Source organism: Ulvibacterium sp. (assembly GCF_028285715.1).
Lineage (GTDB): Bacteria > Bacteroidota > Bacteroidia > Flavobacteriales > Flavobacteriaceae > Ulvibacterium.
This window is the reverse complement of sequence record NZ_JANQOO010000017.1, coordinates 717,584-738,841: the sequence shown is the minus strand read 5'-3', so window position 1 is coordinate 738,841 and position 21,258 is coordinate 717,584. Positions and strand designations below refer to the sequence as shown.

The window sequence follows — 21,258 nt, the reverse complement described above, 5'->3', positions numbered from 1 at the left end:
ATTCTTCATCTAGCACTGCCCATACGACGGGATTGTTCTTCAAGAAAGTCAATAATGGTCCGTACCTGGGAATCAAAGTCCTTTATTTTAATGATGCTATATATAAGGCTCCTTTTCTTTCCATCGGTCAATTTTTGGAATATCTCGTTCGCGTGTGTATCCTGGGTCAAAAAAACCGCAAGTACCTCGGGGATCTCCACTCCCAATGGGTCGGGATCTTCCTCTATTTTCCAAGTTACCTCTTCACCTAATCCTTTTCCCAGTTCCTTTAGGTACTTCCCTGAGATGATAATGAAATAATTGCCATCTCCCAAATGGTTGAGTCCACATCTGTAGGATATCATGCTATCCAGCGTGCATATTAACCTTGTCTTTCTTTTTCTTTCAAAGCTGTCAATGATACTGGAAGAGATGCGGATATAATGGTACCCCCCTTTACGTTTTTCAAGTTGCTTTATGGTTTGGCGTCCATGGTGCTTTGTCATTGGTCTTTCTTTTCCACGAAATTTTTAAGTCCCATTAAGTCTTTTTTATGCATTTTACGGACCCATTTCGGAATACCTCCAAGGTAGGCAATTAGAAACTGTGGGCGCTTCAAGGTCTCATAGAACCATAGATTGATTTCAGTGGATTCCTTTCCCAAGGGTTTCAGTATAAAGTGTAACCTAACATCCTCCTCAAAAGGCGCAACATGACTTTTAAGATAAAAGCTGACCTTTTCGTTTTTTACTAAATCGGTGATTTCCTGATAGCCAAACTTTCTGCCTTTTTGGTTCATGTAAACCATTTGTGCTCCTATCTGGCCATCTACATTATGTACGGCACAACTAGATTTGGTTTCCGAAGGCCATGCCGACCAAGCCATTAACCTTTTCTGATATCGGATGGCATCAAATACCCTTTCCAAGGGAGCGTTTACCTTAATGCTTTCTATATATTGTATTTTTTTGGGTAAAGTAAAAAAAAGAAAGATAAGGGCTGCGATTATCCCAAGTCCAATCGATAAAAATACGGTTACTATCATGTCCTCTATGCTGGTTTGCTCCAAACTTAGGACCATAATCCCGAGAAATTTTTGCCCTATGGCAAAAAATCACTCTCTTTTTGCCCTTAATCGGCTTAATGAACTTTGTGTGACTCCAATGAAACTGGATATGTATTTTAGGGGATATACGGAGAGCCAATTCTTCTCCTTTTCGACCCTACGATATCGTTCTCTTGCATCATCGCTTTGAAAGGAAATAATGTTTCTGGACATTTTGGCGAAGCCTTCCTCAACCGAACGCCGAAGCAACGTATTGTACGCAGGAAGTTCCTTGATGAGTTTTTCACTTTTCTCCTTGGAAATTACGTATACTAGACTATCCTCCAAGCACTGAATGGAGACCAAGGCAGGGGTTTGGTTAAGGTAACTGTCCATTTCGGTAAATAGTTGACCTTCGGTTCCGATCCATACCGTAAAATCCTTGTCATTTTTTAAATAGAAAAGTCGAACGGAACCTTTATGCACAAAAAAGTATTGATTGCAAAAACTACCTTGTTTCAAGAGAAATGCATCCTTTTCCAAGGAGATTAAGGTAAGATTCCCATAAATCTCCGAAACTTCCTTTTCAGTTCCTTCAGAAAGTCTTTTCAACTCATTACGCAGTTTATCCATGATTCAAATTCTTTTTCTCTAGAGAACGACCTAAAAGATAATGTTTTACATTGCATTAGGTTAGACTTTTGTCTTTTGAAAGTTCTAACTTTAATCATCCAATACCAAGGACAGGGATGCAATTTTAAATAATTGATCGGGATCCCTTTTTCCGCAGGCCATAACCGACAGGGATGACTTAATTACGAGATAAACAAATCAAACGTGGACAAAGATTTTCTTTCAGAATTACGATTTGAACCCTTGACCCAAAAGAATTGGGGCAAACTTGTTGAACTCTTTGGCGTTAAGGGAGGATGTGCAGGCTGTTGGTGCATGCATTTTAGGCTGACCAAATCGGATTACGAGGAAGGAAAAGCCAATAACGGAAATAGGGACGCGTTGAAGAAGCTGGTATGGGAAAACAAACCTACAGGGCTTTTGGCTTTTTTCGAGGACATACCAATCGCTTGGTGTGCACTATCACCCCGGGAGGATTTTGTAAGGCTTTCGAAGTCTAGGGTACACAGACCCATTGATCATAAAAAGGTTTGGTCCGTACCTTGTACGTTCGTAAAAAAGGAATTCAGAAAACAAGGAGTTTCAGTGGCCCTCCTAAAGGGTTTGATAACTTACGCAAGACAGGAAGGAATCGAAACGCTTGAAGCTTATCCCACCATTCCCACACAAGAGAAGCTGCCTGATGCATTTGCCTGGATAGGATTGTACAAGTCTTTTGAAAGAGCGGGCTTTCAAATAGTTGACCGTACTTCAAAACACCGACCTATGGTAAGATTCGAAACAGGTATATGACATTTAAGTTCTAATGTGATCATAAACCTTGTCTTTTAGGTCTAGATATCTATTTACAACGATGCTCGGATTTCTATCAAACTCCGTTACAGTCTTACTACGCTCAACGCTAGTTTTCAACGATATTACATTAAATTAAGAATTTGTAGCCCAACTATGAAAACTCTTTGGAGCTCAGGTTTTCTCCTTCCCTTGGCAAATCATATTGGATCCATTCACTGTTTAAATGAACATCAAAAGAATCCAATCGACCAGGACCGATATTTTTATAAGCATGGGGAATATTTGCCGGACCGATAACCAAATCCCCTGCGTTGGCTATGAACTTATTTTTACCCACGGTGAACTCTGCGGAACCCTCAAGGATATGAAAGATTTCGTCATAAGGATGCACGTGCAAGTTGGGGCCTTCCCCAATTTCGTCCACGCTATATCTAATAACGACTACGTTAGTGCCATAAGGATGACCTTCCAGAACACCTTTAGGAGGATCTTGTTTCTTCATCCATTGTGCTTTCGCAATGTGTACGGGCTCTATTCTTGATTCTTTAGGCATGATTGTATTTTTATTGTTACTATGTTGTTGGCCGTAAGGCCTAAATCCTTTTTAAGGTGAGTTCTTAGAAAACTATTCTTTTGAAAAAACCTTGGTCCAAAACGGAATAAGAAAGTATACCATCGTAGGTACTAGAACAAGGGTCAAAACCAAGGTTCTTACTAAAAGGGGCAAATGGTTAAGATATTCCCCAAATATCAATAAGATTGCTGTTATCGCTGGGTAGATAGCTATCCAAACAATAAATGTTGTTTTTATTTTTTTCATCACTAGTAATTTTAAATTCCTGTATGTATATGGGACAAAAGTACATTCGGAAACTGGGCTATACGAAACCAAATTCAAGGGAATAATGACCAAAATCCTAGGCTCAAATATAATACTTCAACAAGGTTTGCGATATCCATTTTAGGGTTCAGCCCAAGAATTCCATATCCTGTTTTGTAAGTGGAATGTGCCCCGCTACTAGATTCTCCTCTAAATGTATTGGGTTGGAAGTTCCCGGAATGGCAATGATGTTGTTGGAATGGTGCAAGAGCCAGGCAAGCGCAATTTGATGTGAACTAAAACCATATTTTGTTGCAATAACCTCCAACTTTTGCCTACCGTATATACTCCCTGCGTCTAACGGGTACCATGGCAAGAAGGCAATATTATGCTGAGCTGTAAATTCCAATACATCGGCCCACTTTCGGTTCCCATAGCTGTACTGGTTCTGTACACTTGCAATGGATGCATAGTCCATTGCCTCTTGTAGTTGTTGCATATTGACTTCAGATAGTCCAATATGTTGTATGAGTCCTTCCCTTTGAACCTCTGTAAGAAATCCAATTTGTTCCGGTAATGGAATTTTGGCATCAATACGATGCAGCTGGTATAGGTAGATCTGTTCAACTTTTAATCGTTTCAAACTCCCTTCCAGAGCATTTCGCATCCGTTTTGGGTCGTTGTTGACGACCCAATTGCCATTGGGGCGTTCGTACCCTACTTTGGTGGCAATTACGGTATTTTTATGATATGGATGCAGGGCCTCGGCAATTAACTCCTCGGAGATAAAAGGACCATAACTGTCTGCCGTATCAATGAAGTTAATTCCCAAACCGTGGATTTTTCTTAATAACTTTACTATCCCTTCTTTGTCCTTGGGTTGTCCATAACCTCCGGGGCCTGTTGTCTTTAAAGCCCCATAGCCAAGACGATTGACTTCAATATCTCCTCCCAGTTGGTAGGTATTATTTTGTGCCAAAACTCTCATATTTCCCTGTTTTATTTGGCCTCAAGTTGCTTTAATAAGCTTAAGTCGTCGGTGAGGCCCCATCTTTCAATGAGTTTACCATTTTGTAAACGATATAAGTGGAATACCTCAAACTTCACTTTCTTATGCGTTGCAGGGTTTCCATTGATTTCTCCGTCATTGGTTCCGGTAATGAAATCTCTTGCCATTATATAATCATCTTCGGAAATAATGTGTGTATAATCTGCTTTTACATCGGAAAAGATTTGGAAAAAAATAGAATACAACCCTCTGAATACTTCAGGTCCTTTTTTGGCCTTGAGCGGAAAAACCTCTTGATGGTTTACAAAATCTGGATGGAGAACTTCATCCAGAACATCTAAATTTCTGTTGTTAAAGGCCTCATCAATAAGTCTCTTTAAAACTTCCTTGTTGTTTTTAATTGCAGTTGCCATTTTTTGATTTTTTATTGTTAAAAGAATTCACGGTAAATGTACCTGTGATACGAGCCGCGGAATAAACCAATTAACAAGACGAAATGACCAATTTTAAGTATTGCGCAATTGAAGAGGCGTCTTACCGGTTTTCTTCTTTACAAAGCGAACAAAATGGGTGGGATTATCAAAGTGGAGGTCGTAGGCAATTTCGCTTACCGTTTTGGAAGTTTGGAATAAGAGTGATTTGGCTTCTTGAAGTTTTCTATTGTGAACCAGCTGCAATGCGGTATTACCGGTAAGACTTTTCACCACATAATTCAAGTGCGTAGGATGTATGGATAGGCCATCCGCAAATTCTTGAACGGTTTTGAGCACATCTTCCTTGGTAGTGCCATACTGTTGCTCGATCAGCTGGTTGTACCTATTAAGAATGCGTTTATCCGAATCTTGCACTACAGCATTGGTACCTATTTTTTCCTCATATAAATTCTTCGATTCCAGCAATACAATGTTCAAATAGGAACGAAAAATGTCCTCTTTGTTGGATAAGGGTTGTTCGGATAGGGTAACGATGTTTTCACAAGTGCGTTTTAAGTGCTCACTCTCTTTTTCGGAAATGGCTATGTTCATGGAAGCATTTTGTGTAAAAAAGGGAAAATCAGAGTGCAGCTTATTCTTCTTGTGAACCGTCGCATAAAAATCCGAGGTGAAATAAAGGACAAATCCGCTCATAGGGGCGATACTTTCCCAAGATTGAATATGTCCCTCGCCTGAAAAGAACAACGTATTGGTTTTCAAATGTCCTTCGTTGTCATTGTTGCGCATATCGATTTCACCACTTAATATGAGCATGATTTTGAAAAATCGCTTGCGGTACGGAGGCATTACCTGGGGGATCACCTTTGCAGATTCCTCTAATCTCCCGATAGCAAAACCATTGAAAACAGGGCATTTGAAATTGATGAAGTCAAAGTACTCCTGAATTGTAGATAGAGTATGGATACCATCAATTTTCACTGCGGCAAGATATTACTTTTGGCATAAAAAAAGCAACCTCCATTGTATGGAAGTTGCTTTTTTTATCGAGTCTCAAAAAGTTTAAAACATGCCTCCATTTACTCGAATGGATTGAGCGGTTACCCAACCCGCTTCAGGACTGGTCAAAAATTGAATGGCGGGCAACACGTCGGAGATTTCCCCCAATCGGTTCTGTACGGACATGTGTTTTAAAAAATCAACCGAATGTTCATTTTCCACAGGGTAGAAGAAAGAGGTATTCAATGGTCCGGGCGCTATGGAGTTTACCGTGATTCCCCTGGAACCGATTTCCTTGGCCACCATTTTCACAAATTGCTCAGAGGCGGCTTTGGCGCCCGCATATACAGAGTAAAAACCAGTGGTGACCGAGGTAAGTGTGGTAGAGATGTTTACGATACGTCCACCATCTTTTACACGCTTGGCTGCCTCGCCAAGGACAAAAAAGGCAGATTTGGCGTGGATGTTGAACATTTGGTCATATTCTTCTTCGGTAACCTCGGAGGCGGGTTTTTTGAGCATGGTCCCTGCGGTGTTTACTACAATGTCTACTTTGCCAAAAGTGTTTTCAGTTTCATCAAATAGACGTTTTATTTCCGATACCCTTCTTAAGTCGGCCTGTACCAGTTTGGCATCGCTTCCTGAAGACTTTATTTTTCCCACAACTTGGGATGCTTCTTCCTTGCTATTGTCACTGAAGTAATGTACAATGACGTTAGCTCCAACATTTCCTAAGTAATAAGCGGTTTCCGCACCCAAATTTTTGGACGCGCCTGTTACGATTGCTACCTTTCCTTTTAACGTTTGATTTAAAGTTTCCATTTTACTAAGATTTTAAAGTGAATAATGATTTGTTTTTTAAATACACTACAAATCTCCAATAAAGGGCAGGGCCGTATTAGGTCACTTTTTAAGGTTTTATGGTCACTTTCTAAGAAGTACGGTATTTTGCAGGAGTAAGTCCTGTTTTTTTCTTGAAAAACCTGGAAAAATTGGAGGGATCTTCAAAAGTTAGGCGGTAGGTAATTTGAGCAACGGACAGGTCCGTATTGTTCAATAGGGATTTTGCCTCGGAAATGATTCGTTCATCGATCCATTGTTTCACCGTTTTGCCTGTTTGGGATTTAATGATTGTACTCAAGTAATTGGGGTGCATTGTAAGTTTGTTGGCATAGTCCTGCACGTTCCAGATGTATTCCGCATTACCTTTTGTAATATCCAAAAGGTTCTTATTCAATGCAGCCTGAAAAGATTTTGCAATTTCCGTTGGGCGGTTTGCCAAAGAAATAGTTGCTTGGTGGGACAGTAGTAATTCTTTGGTTTGGAATAGAAAGGTAACCAATTGGTTGGCCACTATTCTTTTTTTAAACGTGGAATTTCCATTGTACTCTTGAATGAATACCTCGCATAACCTGTTAATCCTCTGGTAATCCTGCTGGCGAAGATACATCACGGGAACGGTTTCCTTTAGTAAAAATGGAAAATCCTGATCGACATTGCCAGGATAGTTGGACCGTAAAAACTCCATGGAAAATGTTAGCATATACCCCTGCCAGTTTTCCTCAATGGTGAATGATTTTAAATGTCCAGGAAGTGTGAAGTAAAAGGATCTCGGTTTTAATTCAAACCAATGCTCATCTATGGTATAATGTCCCTTGCCCGATGCTATGAGCAAGAAGGCTACGTAATTTGTCCTAAAAAAGGGGGATGAAATGGCCTTCTCCCCATGGAGTTTGTCTAGACTGTGAATGGTAAAATCAAAATCCTGTTCAATTTCCAAATTAATGGAATTGAAAAATTCCGATATGGAATGATATATTTTCTGGGAGGACATAGTTTTTAATAAAAATACTTCATTTTAAATAAAAACAGCGACCTCCATTACTGAAAGGTCGCCGTTCTATCCAACACCAAAACCGTTGTGTGTTGTTATTTGGATTCTGCTAATTTCATACTCTTAAATTGTTTATCCAATTTTTCCTCCGAAATGATTTCCCATCCTCCTCCTAGGGCTTTGTAAATGGCTATCAGGGATGTGGCGGAAGCAATCTCGCTAATGGCCAATTGATTTTCTGCCAACAACAGTGTGTTGTCCGCACTGAGGTAATCTATAAAACTATCCAAGCCCGCATTAAATCGTCTTTTTGCAATTCCGGCCGCCTCGGCGCTGGCAATCGAGGATTTTCGTAAGGTTTCCCTACGTTCCAGTTCGTTGGTATAATTGGTCATCGCCGTGCTGATTTCCTCCAGTGCTTCTAAAACGGTCTTTTCGTAATATTGCAGAGCAGCTAGCGTCAAGGCATCGTTCTGATTGATTTGTTGTTTCACTCGACCTAGATTAAAAGCGGCCCAACTTACGTTCGGGATAATGCTCCAGGTAAAGGATGGGTTACTTCCGAAGTTGGAGAAATCTACTGCAGAGAAACCTATAGATCCCCCAAATTGAATATTGGGATAAAGTTCCGCCACGGAAAGATTATAACGCGCTATTTGCTCTTGTAATTGGGCTTCCACTTGTTTTACATCAGGACGTCTTCGTAATAAATCGGTAATGTTTCCCAGGCTCACAGAAAGTGGTAGACTAGGCAGCGGCTTTTTGTTTATGACGGTTCCGTCCAAATTTCCGGGGACCTCCCCGATTAAAACGCTCAAGCTGTTTTTTAGTGCCGCAATTCTGGCCTTTAATGGGGGAATGGTGGCACGCGTATTCTCCAACTGCGCCAAGGCACGGGAAACATCCAAACTATTGCTTGTTCCGGCATCCTTTAACCGAACTGTCAAGTCATAGGTGGCTTGCTGTCCGCTCAAGTTACGTTGTGCAATGTCCAATTGGTACTGGGCGCCACGGAATTCCATATAGTTTCGGGCCACTTCTGCAAAAATGCTCACATATACCCCTTGCACATCGGCAAGCGCAGATTGCTGACTGGCATAAGCGCCTTTAATTCTATTGGAGACCCTGCCAAACACATCCGTTTCCCAGAACGCATCAAAACTTCCATTGTAGGTGGTGAATGTAGGATTGGCCCCGGGAACAAAAATATTTTCGCCCAAACGGGTTCGGGTAACATTGCCATTCGCGGTTACTGTTGGCAATCGGTCCAATTTTGTCCCTTTCAATACCGCACGTGAAGCATGGAAGTTGGCAATAGCTGCATTGATGTCCAAATTGTGCCGTTGTGCTTTTTGGATCAAGGTATCCAGAACGGGATCGTTAAATTCTGACCACCATTCGGTTACTATTTGACCTTGTGATTCTTCAAAAGCGGCATGGTCAGTTACATTTTCCAGGTAATTTTCATCAACTTCAGTTTTTGGGTTGACTTCAAAATCCCTTTTGGTAATTCCACAGGAAACCAGTATTAGGGATAGTACTGTTATTAGTGTTAGATTTTTCATGATTTCTATTTTTTTATTCGTTCTCAAAGTTCGGTCCGAATGGGTGTTCCGGGGTAACCAAAAACACCCATCTTTTGACCAAAATCTAATATGTTAGAGTGCTGCTTGGATTTGATGACGTGTTGTGTCAGTTGCATCGATCTTTTTGGTTTTGGTGGTCCATTTTCTTCCTAGATAATAGAACACCGGTGTCAAGAAAATTCCGAATACAGTAACCCCGAGCATTCCGCTGAAAACTGCAATGCCCAAGGCATTTCTTAGTTCGGCACCGGCACCGGTCGCAATGGCCAAGGGTACTACTCCCAGAATAAAGGCCATGGCGGTCATTAAAATAGGACGTAAGCGTAATTTGGAAGCTTCGATGACGGCCGTTCTCAAATCATTCCCCTGGTCCTCTAACTGTTTTGCGAACTCCACAATTAAGATGGCATTTTTACTGGCAAGACCTACAAGAACCACCAAACCAATTTGCACCATAATGTTGTTGTCCAATCCTGCTAGGTCGATACCTATCATGGCCGATAAAAGTACCATTGGTACAATAAAGATAACGGCCAATGGAAGAACCAAACTTTCAAACTGGGCGGCCAAAAGCAAGAATACAAAGACCACGGCGAGAAGGAAGGCGATTCCCGCGGTATTTCCCGTTTGTTTTTGCTGATAGGCCATTTCGGTCCACTCAAAAGAAATCCCTTGGGGCAAAATGTCGGCGGCCAATTCTTCCATTCTATCCAAAGCCTGTCCTGTGCTGTAGCCTGGCGCAATGTCCCCGACCAAAGATGCGGATGGATATAGGTTGAATCTTGGAATTCTATTGGGTCCGGCGATGTCTTTTTGGGTGCTGATGGTTCCTAATGGCACCATGTCTCCATTTTGGTTTCTCACTTTAATTCGCGAAATGTCATCCGGTGTCAACCTATTGGGGGCATCTGCTTGGGCAGTTACCTGGTAGGTTCTTCCCAAATAGTTGAATTCGTTCACAAAAGCCGACCCTAGATACACTTCCAAGGATTGAAATACCTCAGCGACATCGATACCCAATTGTTCTGCTTTTACACGGTCAATATCCAGATACAATTGTGGAGTCTGGTTATTGAAGAATGTAAACACACTATTAAGTTTAGTGTCCTGATTGGCAGCGGCAGCTAGCTCATAGGTGGCATTCAATAAGGTTTCGTTACCTAGATTGGCCCTATCCTGGACCATCATTCGAAATCCACCTGCGTTACCAATACCACGGACAGATGGGGGAGGGATAACTACTACAAAAGCGTCATCAACCTCTGCCATTTTTGCCCGGAGGGTACCCAGCAAATCCTCATAACCAATTCCTTTTTGGGTTCTTATATCAAAGTCCTCCAGCGTAACGAAAATCGCCGCGGCATTGGAGGCATTGGTAAAGGATGCCCCATCGAAACCGGTAAAGGATACTGTATTGGCAACCCCGTCAACCTCCAATAGGGTGTCTATAGCATCTTGTACCACTTTATCCGTTCTGCTTAATGAAGAGCCTGGGGGCAGTTGAATTGCCGTAATAAAATATTGTTGATCCATGGCAGGCACAAATCCACTGGGAACCCTATTGAACTCAAAGCCGGTAAGAGCAATAAGTCCTCCATAGATTAACATTACCATAGACCCGGTTCTGACCAATTTGCTAACAGCCTTCCCATATCGAATGGACAATCCATCCATGAATCGATTGAAACCGTCACCTACAAATTTGAAAGGCCGTAATAACCAAGGTGTTCTTTTCTGTTCGTCATGAGCTTCATGACGCATTAATAATGCGGCCAATGCAGGACTTAAGGTAAGCGATACAAAAACTGAGATAGCTGTTGCTACTGCAATGGTCAACCCAAATTGTTTGTAGAACTGCCCGGATATCCCCTCAAGAAATGTTGTAGGGATGAATACTGCAATAAGTACCAATCCAATAGCGACCAAGGCACCACCGACTTCATCCATGGTCTTGCGCGCCGCCTCTTTTGGAGATAGCCCCTGGGCCAGGTAGCGTTCCATGTTTTCTACCACTACGATGGCATCGTCAACCACAATACCAATGGCCAATACCAATCCGAATAAGGTGAGGTTGTTCAAGGAGAATCCCAACCCCTGCATTACGGCAAATGTTCCGATTAAGGAGACGGGGATGGCCAAGATGGGGATTATCGCTGCCCGCCAAGATTGCAAGAAGAGCAGTATTACGAATACAACAAGTAAAATCGCCTCAAAAATGGTATGGTATACCTCGTCAACTGATTTTTGTACAAATTCTGTGGGGTTATAGGCAATTTTGTATTCCAGGTCCTCAGGAAAATTCTCTGAAAGCTCCGCTACTTTATCTTGGATGGCTGCGGCAGTTTCAAGTGCATTGCCACCAGGCTGTTGGTAGATGGGCATGGCAATGGCCGGGTCTTTTCCCAAATACCCTTTGGTGGCATAGTTTTGGGCGCCCAACTCCACACGACCGACGTCTTTGAGCTGAACGATTCGACCGTTTTCCTCTGCTTTTATGATGATATTCTCGAACTGCTCTTGAGTAACCAGTTTTCCTTGGGTCTGGATATTGATTTCAAAAGCGGATTGGCTTCCGGACGGTAGAGTGTTTAGGGTACCACTGGCAATTTGAACGTTCTGTGCCCTTAGGGCCGCTACCACTTCGCCCGCGGTCATATCCAAATTGGCAATTCTATCGGGATCTAACCAAATGCGCATGGCATATTCAGCGGCACCAAAGATTTGGATGTCGCCAACCCCCTTGATACGGGCTATTTGATCGATCATCTGCAAAGTAGCATAGTTGCCAATGTAAGTCTGGTCATAGGTTTTATTGGGAGAATACATATTTACCACCAATAAAATATCAGGGGATACCTTGTTGGTGGTAATTCCCAACCTACGGACTGATTCCGGTAATCGAGGTTCGGCTATGGCCACCCTGTTCTGTACCTGGACTTGGGCGCGGTCCAAATCAGTTCCTAGTTCAAAGGCTACCTGAAGGGTAACCAAGCCATCCGCAGAAGATTGGGAGGTCATGTAAATCATTCCCTCAACACCGTTGATTTCCTGTTCCAGGGGAGTGGCAACGGTTTCTGAAAGGGTTTGGGCGTTAGCCCCGGGATATGCGGCTACTACTTGAACGGTTGGTGGTGCAACATCGGGAAATTGTGATACTGGCAAGGAAACGTATGCCAATCCTCCCACGATTACGATCAAGATGCTGAGCACCGCTGCGAATATGGGTCTTTGGATAAAAATGTGACTGAATTTCATGATTTCTATTTTTTTAGTGTTGGACAAGGGTATCCCAGTCTCTCTCATTTTTGCTGTTAATTCAAAGCAATAGAGAGAGAAAAGGGATGTAATATGTTAGGGTTGATTATTCTGCTTCGCTAAAGGCTAGAGCATCGTTATTATTCGTTAAAGATGTTTCAACCGGACTTACCGCAACGCCAGGTCGGATTTTCTGGATGTTATTGGTAATGAGCAGGTCTTTGGGAGATAATCCGTTTCTAACGATTCGCAATCCATTCGTATGCAAAGGACCGAGTTCTATGTTCTTCGTGTTGACGGTATTGTCCTCAGCTACCACATATACGAAACGTACCGATTGATTTGTCCCTATAATCTCATCAGGGATTAGGATGGCCTCGTGCTCTGAACTACCTAGTAATCTGGCTTTACCGAACATACCGGGTTCTATTAAGCCATCCTTGTTTTCCAGTGTGGCCCTACCTTCAATGGTTCCGGTACTTCTGTCAATTTCGTTATCAACAAAGTCCATAACCGCTTCATGTACATATTCATCTTCATCCTGAAGTTTTAAAAAGACTGGATTGGCGGTTGAACGTGAAGAACCTCTTTCGCCATTTTGGGCCAAACGGGAATACTTCAAGTAATCGGACTCACTTCCCCTGAAATAAAAATGAATGGGACTTGTGGCAACTATGGTTGTCAACAAGGTCGAATTGGAAGACCCTCCATCGATTAAATTCCCCTCGTTGACCATATCACGGCTAACACGTCCCGAAATGGGCGCCTTTACTTTGGTGAATTCGAGGTTTAATCTAGCATTGTCTACTGAGGCCTGTGCCAATTGCAATGAGGCTTTGGCGCCTGCTAGAGCTTGTTTACGGCTATCATATTCCTCCGCTGAAACTGCGCCGGATTCCCGTAGTGATTGTACACGGTCATAATTGTCCTGAGCAATAGTCAATCTTGCTTTGGCTTGCCCATAACTGGCCCTTGCTTGGTTCAAGGCAATTTTAAAGGGTCTTTGGTCAATGGTAAATAGAACATCTCCTTTGTTTACGGATTGACCATCCTTAAAGCTTACGTCCTCAATGTAACCGCTTACCCGTGCACGGACCTCAACGCGGTTACTGGCCTCAAAACGACCGGTGTACTCATCCCATTCGGTTATTTTTTCGAATATGGGATAGGATACCTCCACCGGAAGTCCTTGGGGTTCATTCTGAGCAATTTCTTCTTCTTCTTTCTTTTCGAAAGCTGAAAAGATAATTATGGCCATTACGCCGATCATCATGGCGAAGATCATGTAGACCTTGGCATGGAATTTTGCTGTTTTTAAGCTGATTGTTTTCATCGTACTGTATTTAAATTTTATAGTTGTTTAAATTTTACAGTACAAATGTATCTCGACTATACCCCTATGGGTTAACCAAAATCAAAGTGTAAATGACCAAAATGTAAGAAAAGAGATTTTTTATATCGAAATGTCATTGGTTTTGTTCACTCAGGGAATTCCAACTATTCCCATTAATGAACCCTTTAGAAAATGCAAGACTTGGGAATAACCTTAAATGAGGTGCATTCAAAAAGGGAAAAATTCAACAGTTGTTTGAGACTGTTGAAAACATCCTAGGCCTGGTGACCGATGCATTCCGTATCTAATTACAAATTGCGCAATCCGGTTCTCCAATCAATTGACCTTTTTCGTTGCTGACATATTTGCAACAACTCGTGAACCGTTCCTTTAGAATGTGCTTGGCCCTTCGTATCCTTGCTTTGAGGTTAGGGAGGGAAATTCCCAAGTCCTTGGCAACTTCAGCCTGTTTCTTTCCTTGAAAGTAAACGGGTAAAATAACTGCTTTATATATTTCAGGTAACTCTTCAACAAATCTATCGAAACAGCACAGAAAATCCTTAGTTGTTTCATTTACATCGAGGGGTTTAGCATGGGTTTTGTTGCCTTTATGAAAGTTTGCAATTTCATTACGGGTAATTTGAAAAACCCATTGCCTAACCTTGTTCGGTTGTTGCAGCTTATTCAAGTTACGGTGAATCTTTATAAAGCTGTTTTGAAGGATATCGTTCGTTACATCCTTGTTTTTTACCCTTCTCAAGGTAAAAAAATAGAGGTCCGTGTAAAAATCCTCCCAAACTTTTGAAGTGGACAAATCCATACGTGGAAATCTTACTTGGGCAATGGGTTGATTACGATTTAATTGCAGCATGCACATTTTGAGCAGTCGCAAATTTTGCAAGTACAGCTTTTAGGCGAACAACTTGAACATTCACAATTCATACACTTACATTTGGTACAGGTACAATTTCCTTTCATCATGAAATTTTTATGATTTACTATAAAGTAGACAAAAAAATTTGAAAAAGGATACTTTAAAGACCTATAATTATCGCTTTAATGGGCTTAAGGAACTTGCTCGCCCCGTGTTTTTAAAATGTATTGGACAAAAGTGATGGACTTCTTTCCCAGGAGAGGCTTTTTTAAATTCCCAATTTTTTTCGTATCCCATCTTCGTCCGGATTTGAGATCAATTCCTGGAGGTTGGGATACCATCGCTATTGATGACTGAACTCATTTATTTTAAATTCTCGTATGACTCTTTCATCTTTGCTTCAACAACTTTCATTTGGAATTAACAAGTAGGTAGTTGCAGGTCTTCCGCAGTACCATATACTTCACGGATGCAGGAGCGCATCTGAAATTGACTATGTCCATATTTTAAACTGATTTTTTTCTTGCTTCCACTAATTCGTAACTCGCAATTTGAAAAATCGTATCGCCGGTTACAAGATATCTTCAAAATCTTTCAAGAAGAAAACGGGGATTGAAAAATACTTGAGCTTTTCGTCTTTTCACAAAAATGTACTCTTTAGGCTAAAGTTTTGGACATCAGGGGATAATCGATATGAAGACAAAACTGTTAATAAAATTGTTGAGAATCAAAACTTGTCCATGTAAAATCAAGGTAAAGAAATGATGAATTTTACAGGGTTATTCTTTAGAATCATTCCAATCTAATTCTTGTTATTTATGGAAATTACCCAGATTACCAAAAGGGATTTTAGTGCCCAATCCTTTGATTTACATAAGATTACGAATGCCGTCCTAAAGGCTATGACCGCGGTTGAACATGGCCATGCCCAAGACGCCCAAACCATTGCCCTTCAAGTTTATGAAGTTCTTTTAGAGCGAAAAAAACAGGATGGAGATTATATGCCAACAGTAGAGGAAGTGCAGGATGTGGTGGAGCAGAAATTAATGTTGAGCGAGTTCAAGGACGTTGCCAAGGCCTATATCATATATCGAAATGAGCAGGCTAGAAACCGTAGGTCCAATATTTTTGAAAAACGTATCAATCTTAAACCTTATGAATATCCACAACTCTATGAGTATGTGCCGGCCATTCGTCATTCGTATTGGATCCACACCGAATTCAATTTTACAAGTGACGTTCAGGATTTCAAATCAAGATTGACCTCTGTGGAACGTAATGCCATAAAAAATACCATGTTGGCCATTTCGCAGATTGAGGTTGCGGTTAAGACTTTCTGGGGCGATTTATACCATCGCATGCCAAAACCGGAAATCGGTTCAGTGGGAGCCACATTTGCCGAAAGTGAGGTGAGACATCATGACGCCTATTCCCATCTTCTTGAAATTTTGGGGCTAAATGAAGAGTTCAAAGATCTCAAGAAGAAGCCCATAATTATGAAACGGATACAATATCTGGAAACCGCCTTGAAGAATGCCAAGAGCGATAGCAATAAGGAATATGCAGAATCAATTTTACTTTTCTCCCTCTTTATAGAACACGTTTCGCTATTCTCCCAATTTCTGATCATAATGGCCTTCAACAAACACAAGAATATGCTTAAAGGTATATCCAATGTGGTAGAGGCTACTTCCAAAGAGGAACAGATTCATGGGGATTTCGGAATAGATATCATTAACATATTAAGGGAAGAACACCCGGAATGGTTCACTTCGGAATACCACGAAGCTATCCAAAAGATGTGTCAAAAAGCATTTGACGCCGAAAGCTTGATCGTGGATTGGATTTTTGAGGATGGTGAATTGGATTTCTTGCCCAAAGCTGTGGTAAACGAATTCATCAAAAACCGCTTCAATAATTCACTGGAAAGTATTGGTATCAATACCATCTTCGAAGTAGATAACGCCTTACTGGCTCAAACGGAATGGTTTGACGATGAAATCATTGGAACAAAACACGGGGATTTTTTCGTTAAGCGCTCCATCAACTATAGCAAAAGAACCCAAAGTATAACCAGCGACGATTTATTTTAAAAAATGCAAAATACAACTGAAATAGGTGCGACCCAAACAAAAACCGCTGCGCAGAGCAGTCAATTGGTAAATTCCAGAAAGGAGACCCTGGCCAAACTGAAAGAAAGCGCGGAGGGCTTTTCCTGGCTTAATGAAAATAGTCGAAAATTTATGTCTTCCGGCTATTTGACCAAAGGTACCACACCAGAAGCCCGTATACGTGAGATAGCCGATAGGGCCGAGCAAATTTTGAGGTTGCCTGGATATTCGGATAAGTTCTACAATTATATGTCCGAAGGGTTTTTCTCATTGGCTTCCCCGGTTTGGTCCAACTTTGGAAAGGAACGCGGGCTGCCTATAAGTTGTTTTGGGTCCCATATTGATGATGATATGGGCAATATCCTTTATACCCAGTCCGAGGTTGGCATGATGTCCAAATTGGGAGGTGGCACTTCAGGGTATTTTGGTAAAATTAGACATCGCGGAGCCCCGGTAAAGAATAATGGTGAGGCTTCGGGTGCCGTACATATCATGCAACTCTTTGAATCCATGGTCGATGTCGTGAGTCAGGGATCAGTAAGAAGGGGCCGTTTTTCGCCATATTTACCTATTGAGCATAGTGATGTTTTGGAGTTTTTGGAAATTGGTACGGAGGGAAACCCCATTCAGCAATTAACCCATGGCGTAACTGTTACGAGCCAGTGGATGCGGGATATGATCGATGGCGATCGGGAAAAGAGAACCATTTGGGCCAAAGTTCTGCAGCGAAGGGGTGAAATGGGTTATCCCTACATTTTCTTCTCGGACAATGCCAATAAGAACGCGGCCGACGTCTATAAAGACAAACACCATCCTATTTACGCCAGTAATCTGTGTACAGAGATAATGCTACCTTCCAATGACGATTGGTCATTTGTATGTGTGCTTTCCAGTGTTAATCTACTCCATTATGATAAGTGGAAGGATACCGATGCCGTTGAGACCATGGTGTATTTTCTGGATGCTGTGATAACGGAATTCCTAGAAAAATTGGAAAGGTATCGCGATTCACAGGACCGAGATGATCGGCAAACCTTTTTGTTTATGGAACGTGCCTACAATTTTGCCAAGGCAAATCGTGCCTTAGGTCTAGGGGCATTGGGCTGGCATTCATTGCTTCAGTCCAAAATGATAGCATTCGAGAGTCAGGAGGCCTTTAACCTAAACAACGAAATTTTCAAGACCTTAAAAGAGCGCTCCTATAGAGCTTCAGAAGAATTGGCGGCACGTTTTGGAGAACCTGAGTTATTGAAGGGCTACGGTAGAAGAAATGCAACCTTAAACGCGATTGCCCCGACTACCTCTTCAGCCTTTATCCTAGGACAGGTTTCCCAAGGAATAGAGCCCATATGGTCCAATGTTTACGTAAAGGACATCGCAAAACTAAAGACTACCATAAAAAATCCGTTCCTGACCCATTTATTGAAACAGAAGGGGAAAGATGTTCCGGAGATATGGAAGAGTATACGGGATCATGATGGCTCGGTGCAGCACCTCGACTTTTTGAGCAAAGAGGAAAAAGATGTGTTCAAAACCTATTCCGAATTGGATCAATTGGATATTATCTACCAGGCTGCTGCGAGACAGCAATACATAGATCAAGGGCAATCCGTAAACATAATCGTGCACCCAGATATGCCCACAAAGGATATCAATAAAATTCACGTTACGGCTTGGAAGCTCGGCTTAAAGTCCCTTTATTATCAGCATAGTATGAATGCTGCCCAAAAGTTTAAGCAGAAAAAAGCATGTACTAGTTGTGAGGCATAGCTTGTAGTTGTACCGCAAGGGATATAGGTCTTAAAAGTCCAGGTGTCGCAGACGTCGATTCCTAAAAGAATCTTTGCGTAAAGTAGGATATTTGAGAGAGAATGGAAACTTCTTCCAAGGTTCATAGAAAAAATCCTTTGTCCTAAAATGCCGGGAAAGAGACCTTGATTTCTACAATTTAGGGAATGTTTCAAGTCAAAATTGAAAAACACTCCTAATAATTCTATGGAAAACGTGACGTAGCCGTAGAAGAAGTTGGACTTAGGTCCATGAAGGTGCAAAATTACCAATGTAAAAAGCCGGTATCTTTTAAAAAGTCAAGCATTCGTTTTGAATAACCAATAAAAGATCATAACAACGGAAAGTACAAAGGAAATTGTCATCAAACCACCGGAAATCACCACCACATATTTCATCCATAAAATACCATTCCATAAAAAATAAATTCCCCCAAAAGTGGTCAATACGGAAAGTAGGGGCTCAAACAAAAGAAATTGTCTAATAAATCCCTTTATCGGGGTTGTCGTCACTAAAAGGGCCAAAATAAAAAAGATAAGCGCCATGGACAGAATATGGCTATGGACAATATTGAGGAGCTGTTTTTCATTTTTTTTAAACTTCATTTCTTCTGCTTCGAGGTCTTCCTCATTACCCAGATAGTTTTCCTGAATACCCTTGGGACCTGCCTCGGTAGTTACGGAAACGAATCGTAAGGCCGACAAGAATCCAATACTAAGAACCACCAAAAAAATGCCCGTGAGAATCTTCATCTCTTTTGGGAAATGTTGAATAGATCGATAGAATTTCATTTAGCCCGTTCTGCTTACTTAAAATAGGTTTTTGAAATGAAAGGGTGTATATACCGCACTCTTATGATCCATATAGTAGATGGTCCAACTGCAATTGAAACAGTGTCCCTTCCACCAGGTCATCAACGACATTCAACTCTTTTGGACTCACTGCTAGTGTTACCTGAGGTGCCGGCGTGTCCAATAAGAGCGCCCTACGTGATTCATCTTGTGGACAATTCTTACAAAGGGTACTACTCTTTATAGTGCATTTAATGCTTTTTTGAAAATCCGTTAATTCCTTTCTCGAAAGCAATAGGCCCGTATCTCGAAAGACCAATTGTACCTTGTTGGTATCCTTTACATCGTTCTTTTTCCATTGAAAGGCCACACCGAAAGGATTGTGGTAAATAGGATGGATATCTTGTTTATCGTTCATGGCAATAGTTGTTCCTTTTTTAATAAGGCTATACTTTTTAAGGCATCGGCCATAGCCTTTGTCATATTGGAGGCGGAAATAGTCGCCCCAGAGATTGCATCAATGTTTTCTCCGTATATGGGAACATCGATGCTGGAGAGCCCGTTGAACTGTTTTAACCATCTTTGGCTTCCGATTTGTTGTCCATAATCTTCGCGATAAATCAACACCTTTGATTTTTTTACGATCAAGTCGGGATCGAACATAACAATGTAATCGAACATTTGTTTCATACTAGGTGCTTCTCCTAGATATAGGTAGCCGATTACATTGGTGTCCTGTATGATTTCGAAAAGAGAGTCACCATTCAGCAATAAGGGCAGCGTATCCTTTAATTCGACCTCCACGTTTATTTTCCTCAATTCAAAGGCTTCAATTCCATAGGTCGAATGAATCGCAGCATCTATCTTCTTTTGCAACCTAGGAGAAATTTGAGCCTCGGAAAATGAATATAATAGAATAGCGACCAAAAATACGATTACCGAACAAATGGATTTATTTGCCTTGTACATTCTTTATGGATTTATCGGCAACGAATTTTTGAATGACTTCACCGATATCTTTCGTTTTGGCTCTCTCTTTTTCCAACGGATAAAAATGCATGAATAGAGGTTTTCCGTCTACCGCTTTGTTCAAGGTCAATTCTCCCTGTCTATTGTCATATACCTCACTCCAAGAATTGCGGACCTTGCTCCAGAATTTATGGTTGGATTTCCACCAATCCTGGGCAAGTTTACATTTCTCGTCGGCTACCTTGGTATATACATTATAGCCTTTCTCCTGTGCCAGTAGTACATCTTCCTTACCATCTTCCCGAATTATCTTGTCATTGTCCTGTTCGTGTATCCAGCCATAATCGGTAATTTCCTGTCGGTTGCCACGGAGCATCACGTTGTAGTCCTTTCTTTTGCTGTATTCCCTTCTAGGAAGGGGTGCATCGGTCTTGCTTTCCCAATAGTGTTTGCCATCTAAATGGACCCAGGTGGCCGACCCAGAATATCTAGGACTGTCATCTACCTGAAAAACCTTTTGTGTCCATTGCCCTTTTACTGCTTCTGCCGGGAGCCTTTTAAATTTCCACGTATTATCCTTATCATAATAAAAAACATTCCGGTTTTCGTACTCCCAGTCTTGTCGCCAGTGTTTTACCACCATGGTATCATTGACTACTAAAATGTGCTGTATCGATAATTTGTCGTTTTTGTCCTCTATGAGTTCGGCCCATTCCAGAGCGGCGGCCGTATAATCATGATGTTTTTCATAATCGATTTCCGGGGCAAAAGTCTCCGTATACATAAACTTGATCTCATAGCAACCGCACATATCCTTTATGGACTTCATGTCCTGCTGTTTTTTGTTTTCCTGGGCAAGGATCGGGAGACTGAACATAACGAAAAATAATCCGACAAGTGCTAAATTTTTCATAATCATAGGTTTTAATTGATAGCTTAAAATTCTACTCCAAAAATAATATTTTTATTTAGATTGATTAAAAATAACTTATATATTTGTCAAAAT

20 protein-coding genes are annotated in these 21,258 nt (G+C 41.4%); 3 read left to right on the top strand and 17 right to left on the bottom strand.

Annotated features, from left to right (window positions below):
• Positions 1 to 5 precede the first annotated feature (5 nt).
• Genes Q0993_RS10265 through Q0993_RS10255 form a run of 3 tightly spaced genes read right to left on the bottom strand, consistent with a single transcriptional unit; the run spans position 6 to position 1,657 of the window.
• A complete protein-coding gene (locus Q0993_RS10265; RefSeq protein WP_299532521.1) occupies positions 6 to 485 on the bottom strand; it encodes a DUF1905 domain-containing protein in 480 nt (159 codons plus the stop codon).
• Positions 482 to 1,060, bottom strand: coding sequence for an SRPBCC domain-containing protein (locus tag Q0993_RS10260; RefSeq protein WP_299532519.1), 579 nt, complete (start codon positions 1,058 to 1,060; stop codon positions 482 to 484). The genes Q0993_RS10265 and Q0993_RS10260 overlap by 4 nt, the downstream gene beginning before the upstream one ends.
• A 33-nt stretch (positions 1,061 to 1,093) precedes the next feature.
• The gene (locus Q0993_RS10255; RefSeq protein WP_299532517.1) at positions 1,094 to 1,657 is read right to left on the bottom strand and encodes a Crp/Fnr family transcriptional regulator; all 564 of its coding nucleotides are present in this window, start codon (positions 1,655 to 1,657) and stop codon (positions 1,094 to 1,096) included.
• Between the two features lie 204 nt (positions 1,658 to 1,861).
• Here Q0993_RS10255 and Q0993_RS10250 point away from each other — a divergent pair, with 204 nt between their 5' ends.
• Positions 1,862 to 2,449 (top strand): GNAT family N-acetyltransferase, encoded by a 588-nt coding sequence (locus Q0993_RS10250; protein ID WP_299532515.1) that lies wholly within the window; start codon positions 1,862 to 1,864, stop codon positions 2,447 to 2,449.
• A 154-nt stretch (positions 2,450 to 2,603) separates the two neighbouring features.
• On the opposite strand, the gene Q0993_RS10245 is transcribed toward Q0993_RS10250, so the two are convergent.
• From Q0993_RS10245 to Q0993_RS10200, 10 genes are all read right to left on the bottom strand, one after another.
• On the bottom strand, positions 2,604 to 3,005 hold the full coding sequence (locus tag Q0993_RS10245) for a cupin domain-containing protein (protein ID WP_299532512.1): 402 nt from the start codon (positions 3,003 to 3,005) through the stop codon (positions 2,604 to 2,606).
• Between the two features lie 415 nt (positions 3,006 to 3,420).
• Entirely contained in the window at positions 3,421 to 4,260 is an 840-nt protein-coding gene (locus tag Q0993_RS10240) for an aldo/keto reductase (protein WP_299532510.1), read from the bottom strand.
• Positions 4,261 to 4,271: 11 nt separating this feature from the next.
• The gene (locus Q0993_RS10235; protein WP_299532507.1) at positions 4,272 to 4,694 is read right to left on the bottom strand and encodes an ester cyclase; all 423 of its coding nucleotides are present in this window, start codon (positions 4,692 to 4,694) and stop codon (positions 4,272 to 4,274) included.
• Between the two features lie 93 nt (positions 4,695 to 4,787).
• The gene (locus Q0993_RS10230; RefSeq protein ID WP_367279601.1) at positions 4,788 to 5,528 is read right to left on the bottom strand and encodes a helix-turn-helix domain-containing protein; all 741 of its coding nucleotides are present in this window, start codon (positions 5,526 to 5,528) and stop codon (positions 4,788 to 4,790) included.
• A 246-nt stretch (positions 5,529 to 5,774) separates the two neighbouring features.
• Positions 5,775 to 6,533 (bottom strand): SDR family oxidoreductase, encoded by a 759-nt coding sequence (locus Q0993_RS10225; protein ID WP_299532505.1) that lies wholly within the window; start codon positions 6,531 to 6,533, stop codon positions 5,775 to 5,777.
• 109 nt (positions 6,534 to 6,642) lie between these two features.
• Positions 6,643 to 7,545 (bottom strand): AraC family transcriptional regulator, encoded by a 903-nt coding sequence (locus Q0993_RS10220; protein WP_299532502.1) that lies wholly within the window; start codon positions 7,543 to 7,545, stop codon positions 6,643 to 6,645.
• Between the two features lie 95 nt (positions 7,546 to 7,640).
• Positions 7,641 to 9,110: a TolC family protein gene (locus Q0993_RS10215; RefSeq protein ID WP_299532499.1), complete on the bottom strand. Its 1,470-nt coding sequence runs from the start codon at positions 9,108 to 9,110 to the stop codon at positions 7,641 to 7,643.
• Positions 9,111 to 9,203: 93 nt separating this feature from the next.
• Entirely contained in the window at positions 9,204 to 12,386 is a 3,183-nt protein-coding gene (locus Q0993_RS10210) for an efflux RND transporter permease subunit (RefSeq protein ID WP_299532497.1), read from the bottom strand.
• 106 nt (positions 12,387 to 12,492) lie between these two features.
• The gene (locus tag Q0993_RS10205) at positions 12,493 to 13,719 is read right to left on the bottom strand and encodes an efflux RND transporter periplasmic adaptor subunit (RefSeq protein ID WP_299532494.1); all 1,227 of its coding nucleotides are present in this window, start codon (positions 13,717 to 13,719) and stop codon (positions 12,493 to 12,495) included.
• A gap of 304 nt (positions 13,720 to 14,023) precedes the next feature.
• Positions 14,024 to 14,590 (bottom strand): sigma-70 family RNA polymerase sigma factor, encoded by a 567-nt coding sequence (locus Q0993_RS10200; protein ID WP_299532491.1) that lies wholly within the window; start codon positions 14,588 to 14,590, stop codon positions 14,024 to 14,026.
• Positions 14,591 to 15,411: 821 nt separating this feature from the next.
• On the opposite strand from Q0993_RS10200, the gene Q0993_RS10195 reads away from it, so the two are divergent.
• Positions 15,412 to 16,686, top strand: coding sequence for a ribonucleotide-diphosphate reductase subunit beta (locus Q0993_RS10195; RefSeq protein WP_299532488.1), 1,275 nt, complete (start codon positions 15,412 to 15,414; stop codon positions 16,684 to 16,686).
• A 3-nt stretch (positions 16,687 to 16,689) separates the two neighbouring features.
• The gene (locus tag Q0993_RS10190; RefSeq protein WP_299532485.1) at positions 16,690 to 18,474 is read left to right on the top strand and encodes a ribonucleoside-diphosphate reductase subunit alpha; all 1,785 of its coding nucleotides are present in this window, start codon (positions 16,690 to 16,692) and stop codon (positions 18,472 to 18,474) included.
• 317 nt (positions 18,475 to 18,791) lie between these two features.
• Here the strand turns inward: Q0993_RS10190 and Q0993_RS10185 are convergent, their stop codons facing one another.
• The 4 genes from Q0993_RS10185 to Q0993_RS10170 form a co-directional block, all read right to left on the bottom strand.
• Positions 18,792 to 19,283, bottom strand: coding sequence for a hypothetical protein (locus tag Q0993_RS10185; protein ID WP_299532482.1), 492 nt, complete (start codon positions 19,281 to 19,283; stop codon positions 18,792 to 18,794).
• 61 nt (positions 19,284 to 19,344) lie between these two features.
• The gene (locus Q0993_RS10180; protein WP_299532479.1) at positions 19,345 to 19,701 is read right to left on the bottom strand and encodes a hypothetical protein; all 357 of its coding nucleotides are present in this window, start codon (positions 19,699 to 19,701) and stop codon (positions 19,345 to 19,347) included.
• On the bottom strand, positions 19,698 to 20,252 hold the full coding sequence (locus Q0993_RS10175) for an FMN-binding protein (RefSeq protein ID WP_299532476.1): 555 nt from the start codon (positions 20,250 to 20,252) through the stop codon (positions 19,698 to 19,700). Before Q0993_RS10175 ends, Q0993_RS10180 begins: the two co-directional genes overlap by 4 nt.
• A complete protein-coding gene (locus Q0993_RS10170; protein WP_299532473.1) occupies positions 20,236 to 21,165 on the bottom strand; it encodes a DUF6607 family protein in 930 nt (309 codons plus the stop codon). Before Q0993_RS10170 ends, Q0993_RS10175 begins: the two co-directional genes overlap by 17 nt.
• Between the last annotated feature and the right edge of the window lie 93 nt (positions 21,166 to 21,258).

Coding starts and splice junctions, on each gene's coding strand:
- Q0993_RS10230 (WP_367279601.1), bottom strand. CDS start 5,528: ATGCTCATATTAAGTGGTGAAATCGATATGCGCAACAATGACAACGAA.
- Q0993_RS10195 (WP_299532488.1), top strand. CDS start 15,412: ATGGAAATTACCCAGATTACCAAAAGGGATTTTAGTGCCCAATCCTTT.
- Q0993_RS10240 (WP_299532510.1), bottom strand. CDS start 4,260: ATGAGAGTTTTGGCACAAAATAATACCTACCAACTGGGAGGAGATATT.
- Q0993_RS10215 (WP_299532499.1), bottom strand. CDS start 9,110: ATGAAAAATCTAACACTAATAACAGTACTATCCCTAATACTGGTTTCC.
- Q0993_RS10210 (WP_299532497.1), bottom strand. CDS start 12,386: ATGAAATTCAGTCACATTTTTATCCAAAGACCCATATTCGCAGCGGTG.
- Q0993_RS10175 (WP_299532476.1), bottom strand. CDS start 20,252: ATGTACAAGGCAAATAAATCCATTTGTTCGGTAATCGTATTTTTGGTC.
- Q0993_RS10190 (WP_299532485.1), top strand. CDS start 16,690: ATGCAAAATACAACTGAAATAGGTGCGACCCAAACAAAAACCGCTGCG.
- Q0993_RS10180 (WP_299532479.1), bottom strand. CDS start 19,701: ATGAACGATAAACAAGATATCCATCCTATTTACCACAATCCTTTCGGT.
- Q0993_RS10225 (WP_299532505.1), bottom strand. CDS start 6,533: ATGGAAACTTTAAATCAAACGTTAAAAGGAAAGGTAGCAATCGTAACA.
- Q0993_RS10260 (WP_299532519.1), bottom strand. CDS start 1,060: ATGGTCCTAAGTTTGGAGCAAACCAGCATAGAGGACATGATAGTAACC.
- Q0993_RS10265 (WP_299532521.1), bottom strand. CDS start 485: ATGACAAAGCACCATGGACGCCAAACCATAAAGCAACTTGAAAAACGT.
- Q0993_RS10185 (WP_299532482.1), bottom strand. CDS start 19,283: ATGAAATTCTATCGATCTATTCAACATTTCCCAAAAGAGATGAAGATT.
- Q0993_RS10235 (WP_299532507.1), bottom strand. CDS start 4,694: ATGGCAACTGCAATTAAAAACAACAAGGAAGTTTTAAAGAGACTTATT.
- Q0993_RS10200 (WP_299532491.1), bottom strand. CDS start 14,590: ATGCTGCAATTAAATCGTAATCAACCCATTGCCCAAGTAAGATTTCCA.
- Q0993_RS10245 (WP_299532512.1), bottom strand. CDS start 3,005: ATGCCTAAAGAATCAAGAATAGAGCCCGTACACATTGCGAAAGCACAA.
- Q0993_RS10255 (WP_299532517.1), bottom strand. CDS start 1,657: ATGGATAAACTGCGTAATGAGTTGAAAAGACTTTCTGAAGGAACTGAA.
- Q0993_RS10220 (WP_299532502.1), bottom strand. CDS start 7,545: ATGTCCTCCCAGAAAATATATCATTCCATATCGGAATTTTTCAATTCC.
- Q0993_RS10205 (WP_299532494.1), bottom strand. CDS start 13,719: ATGAAAACAATCAGCTTAAAAACAGCAAAATTCCATGCCAAGGTCTAC.
- Q0993_RS10170 (WP_299532473.1), bottom strand. CDS start 21,165: ATGAAAAATTTAGCACTTGTCGGATTATTTTTCGTTATGTTCAGTCTC.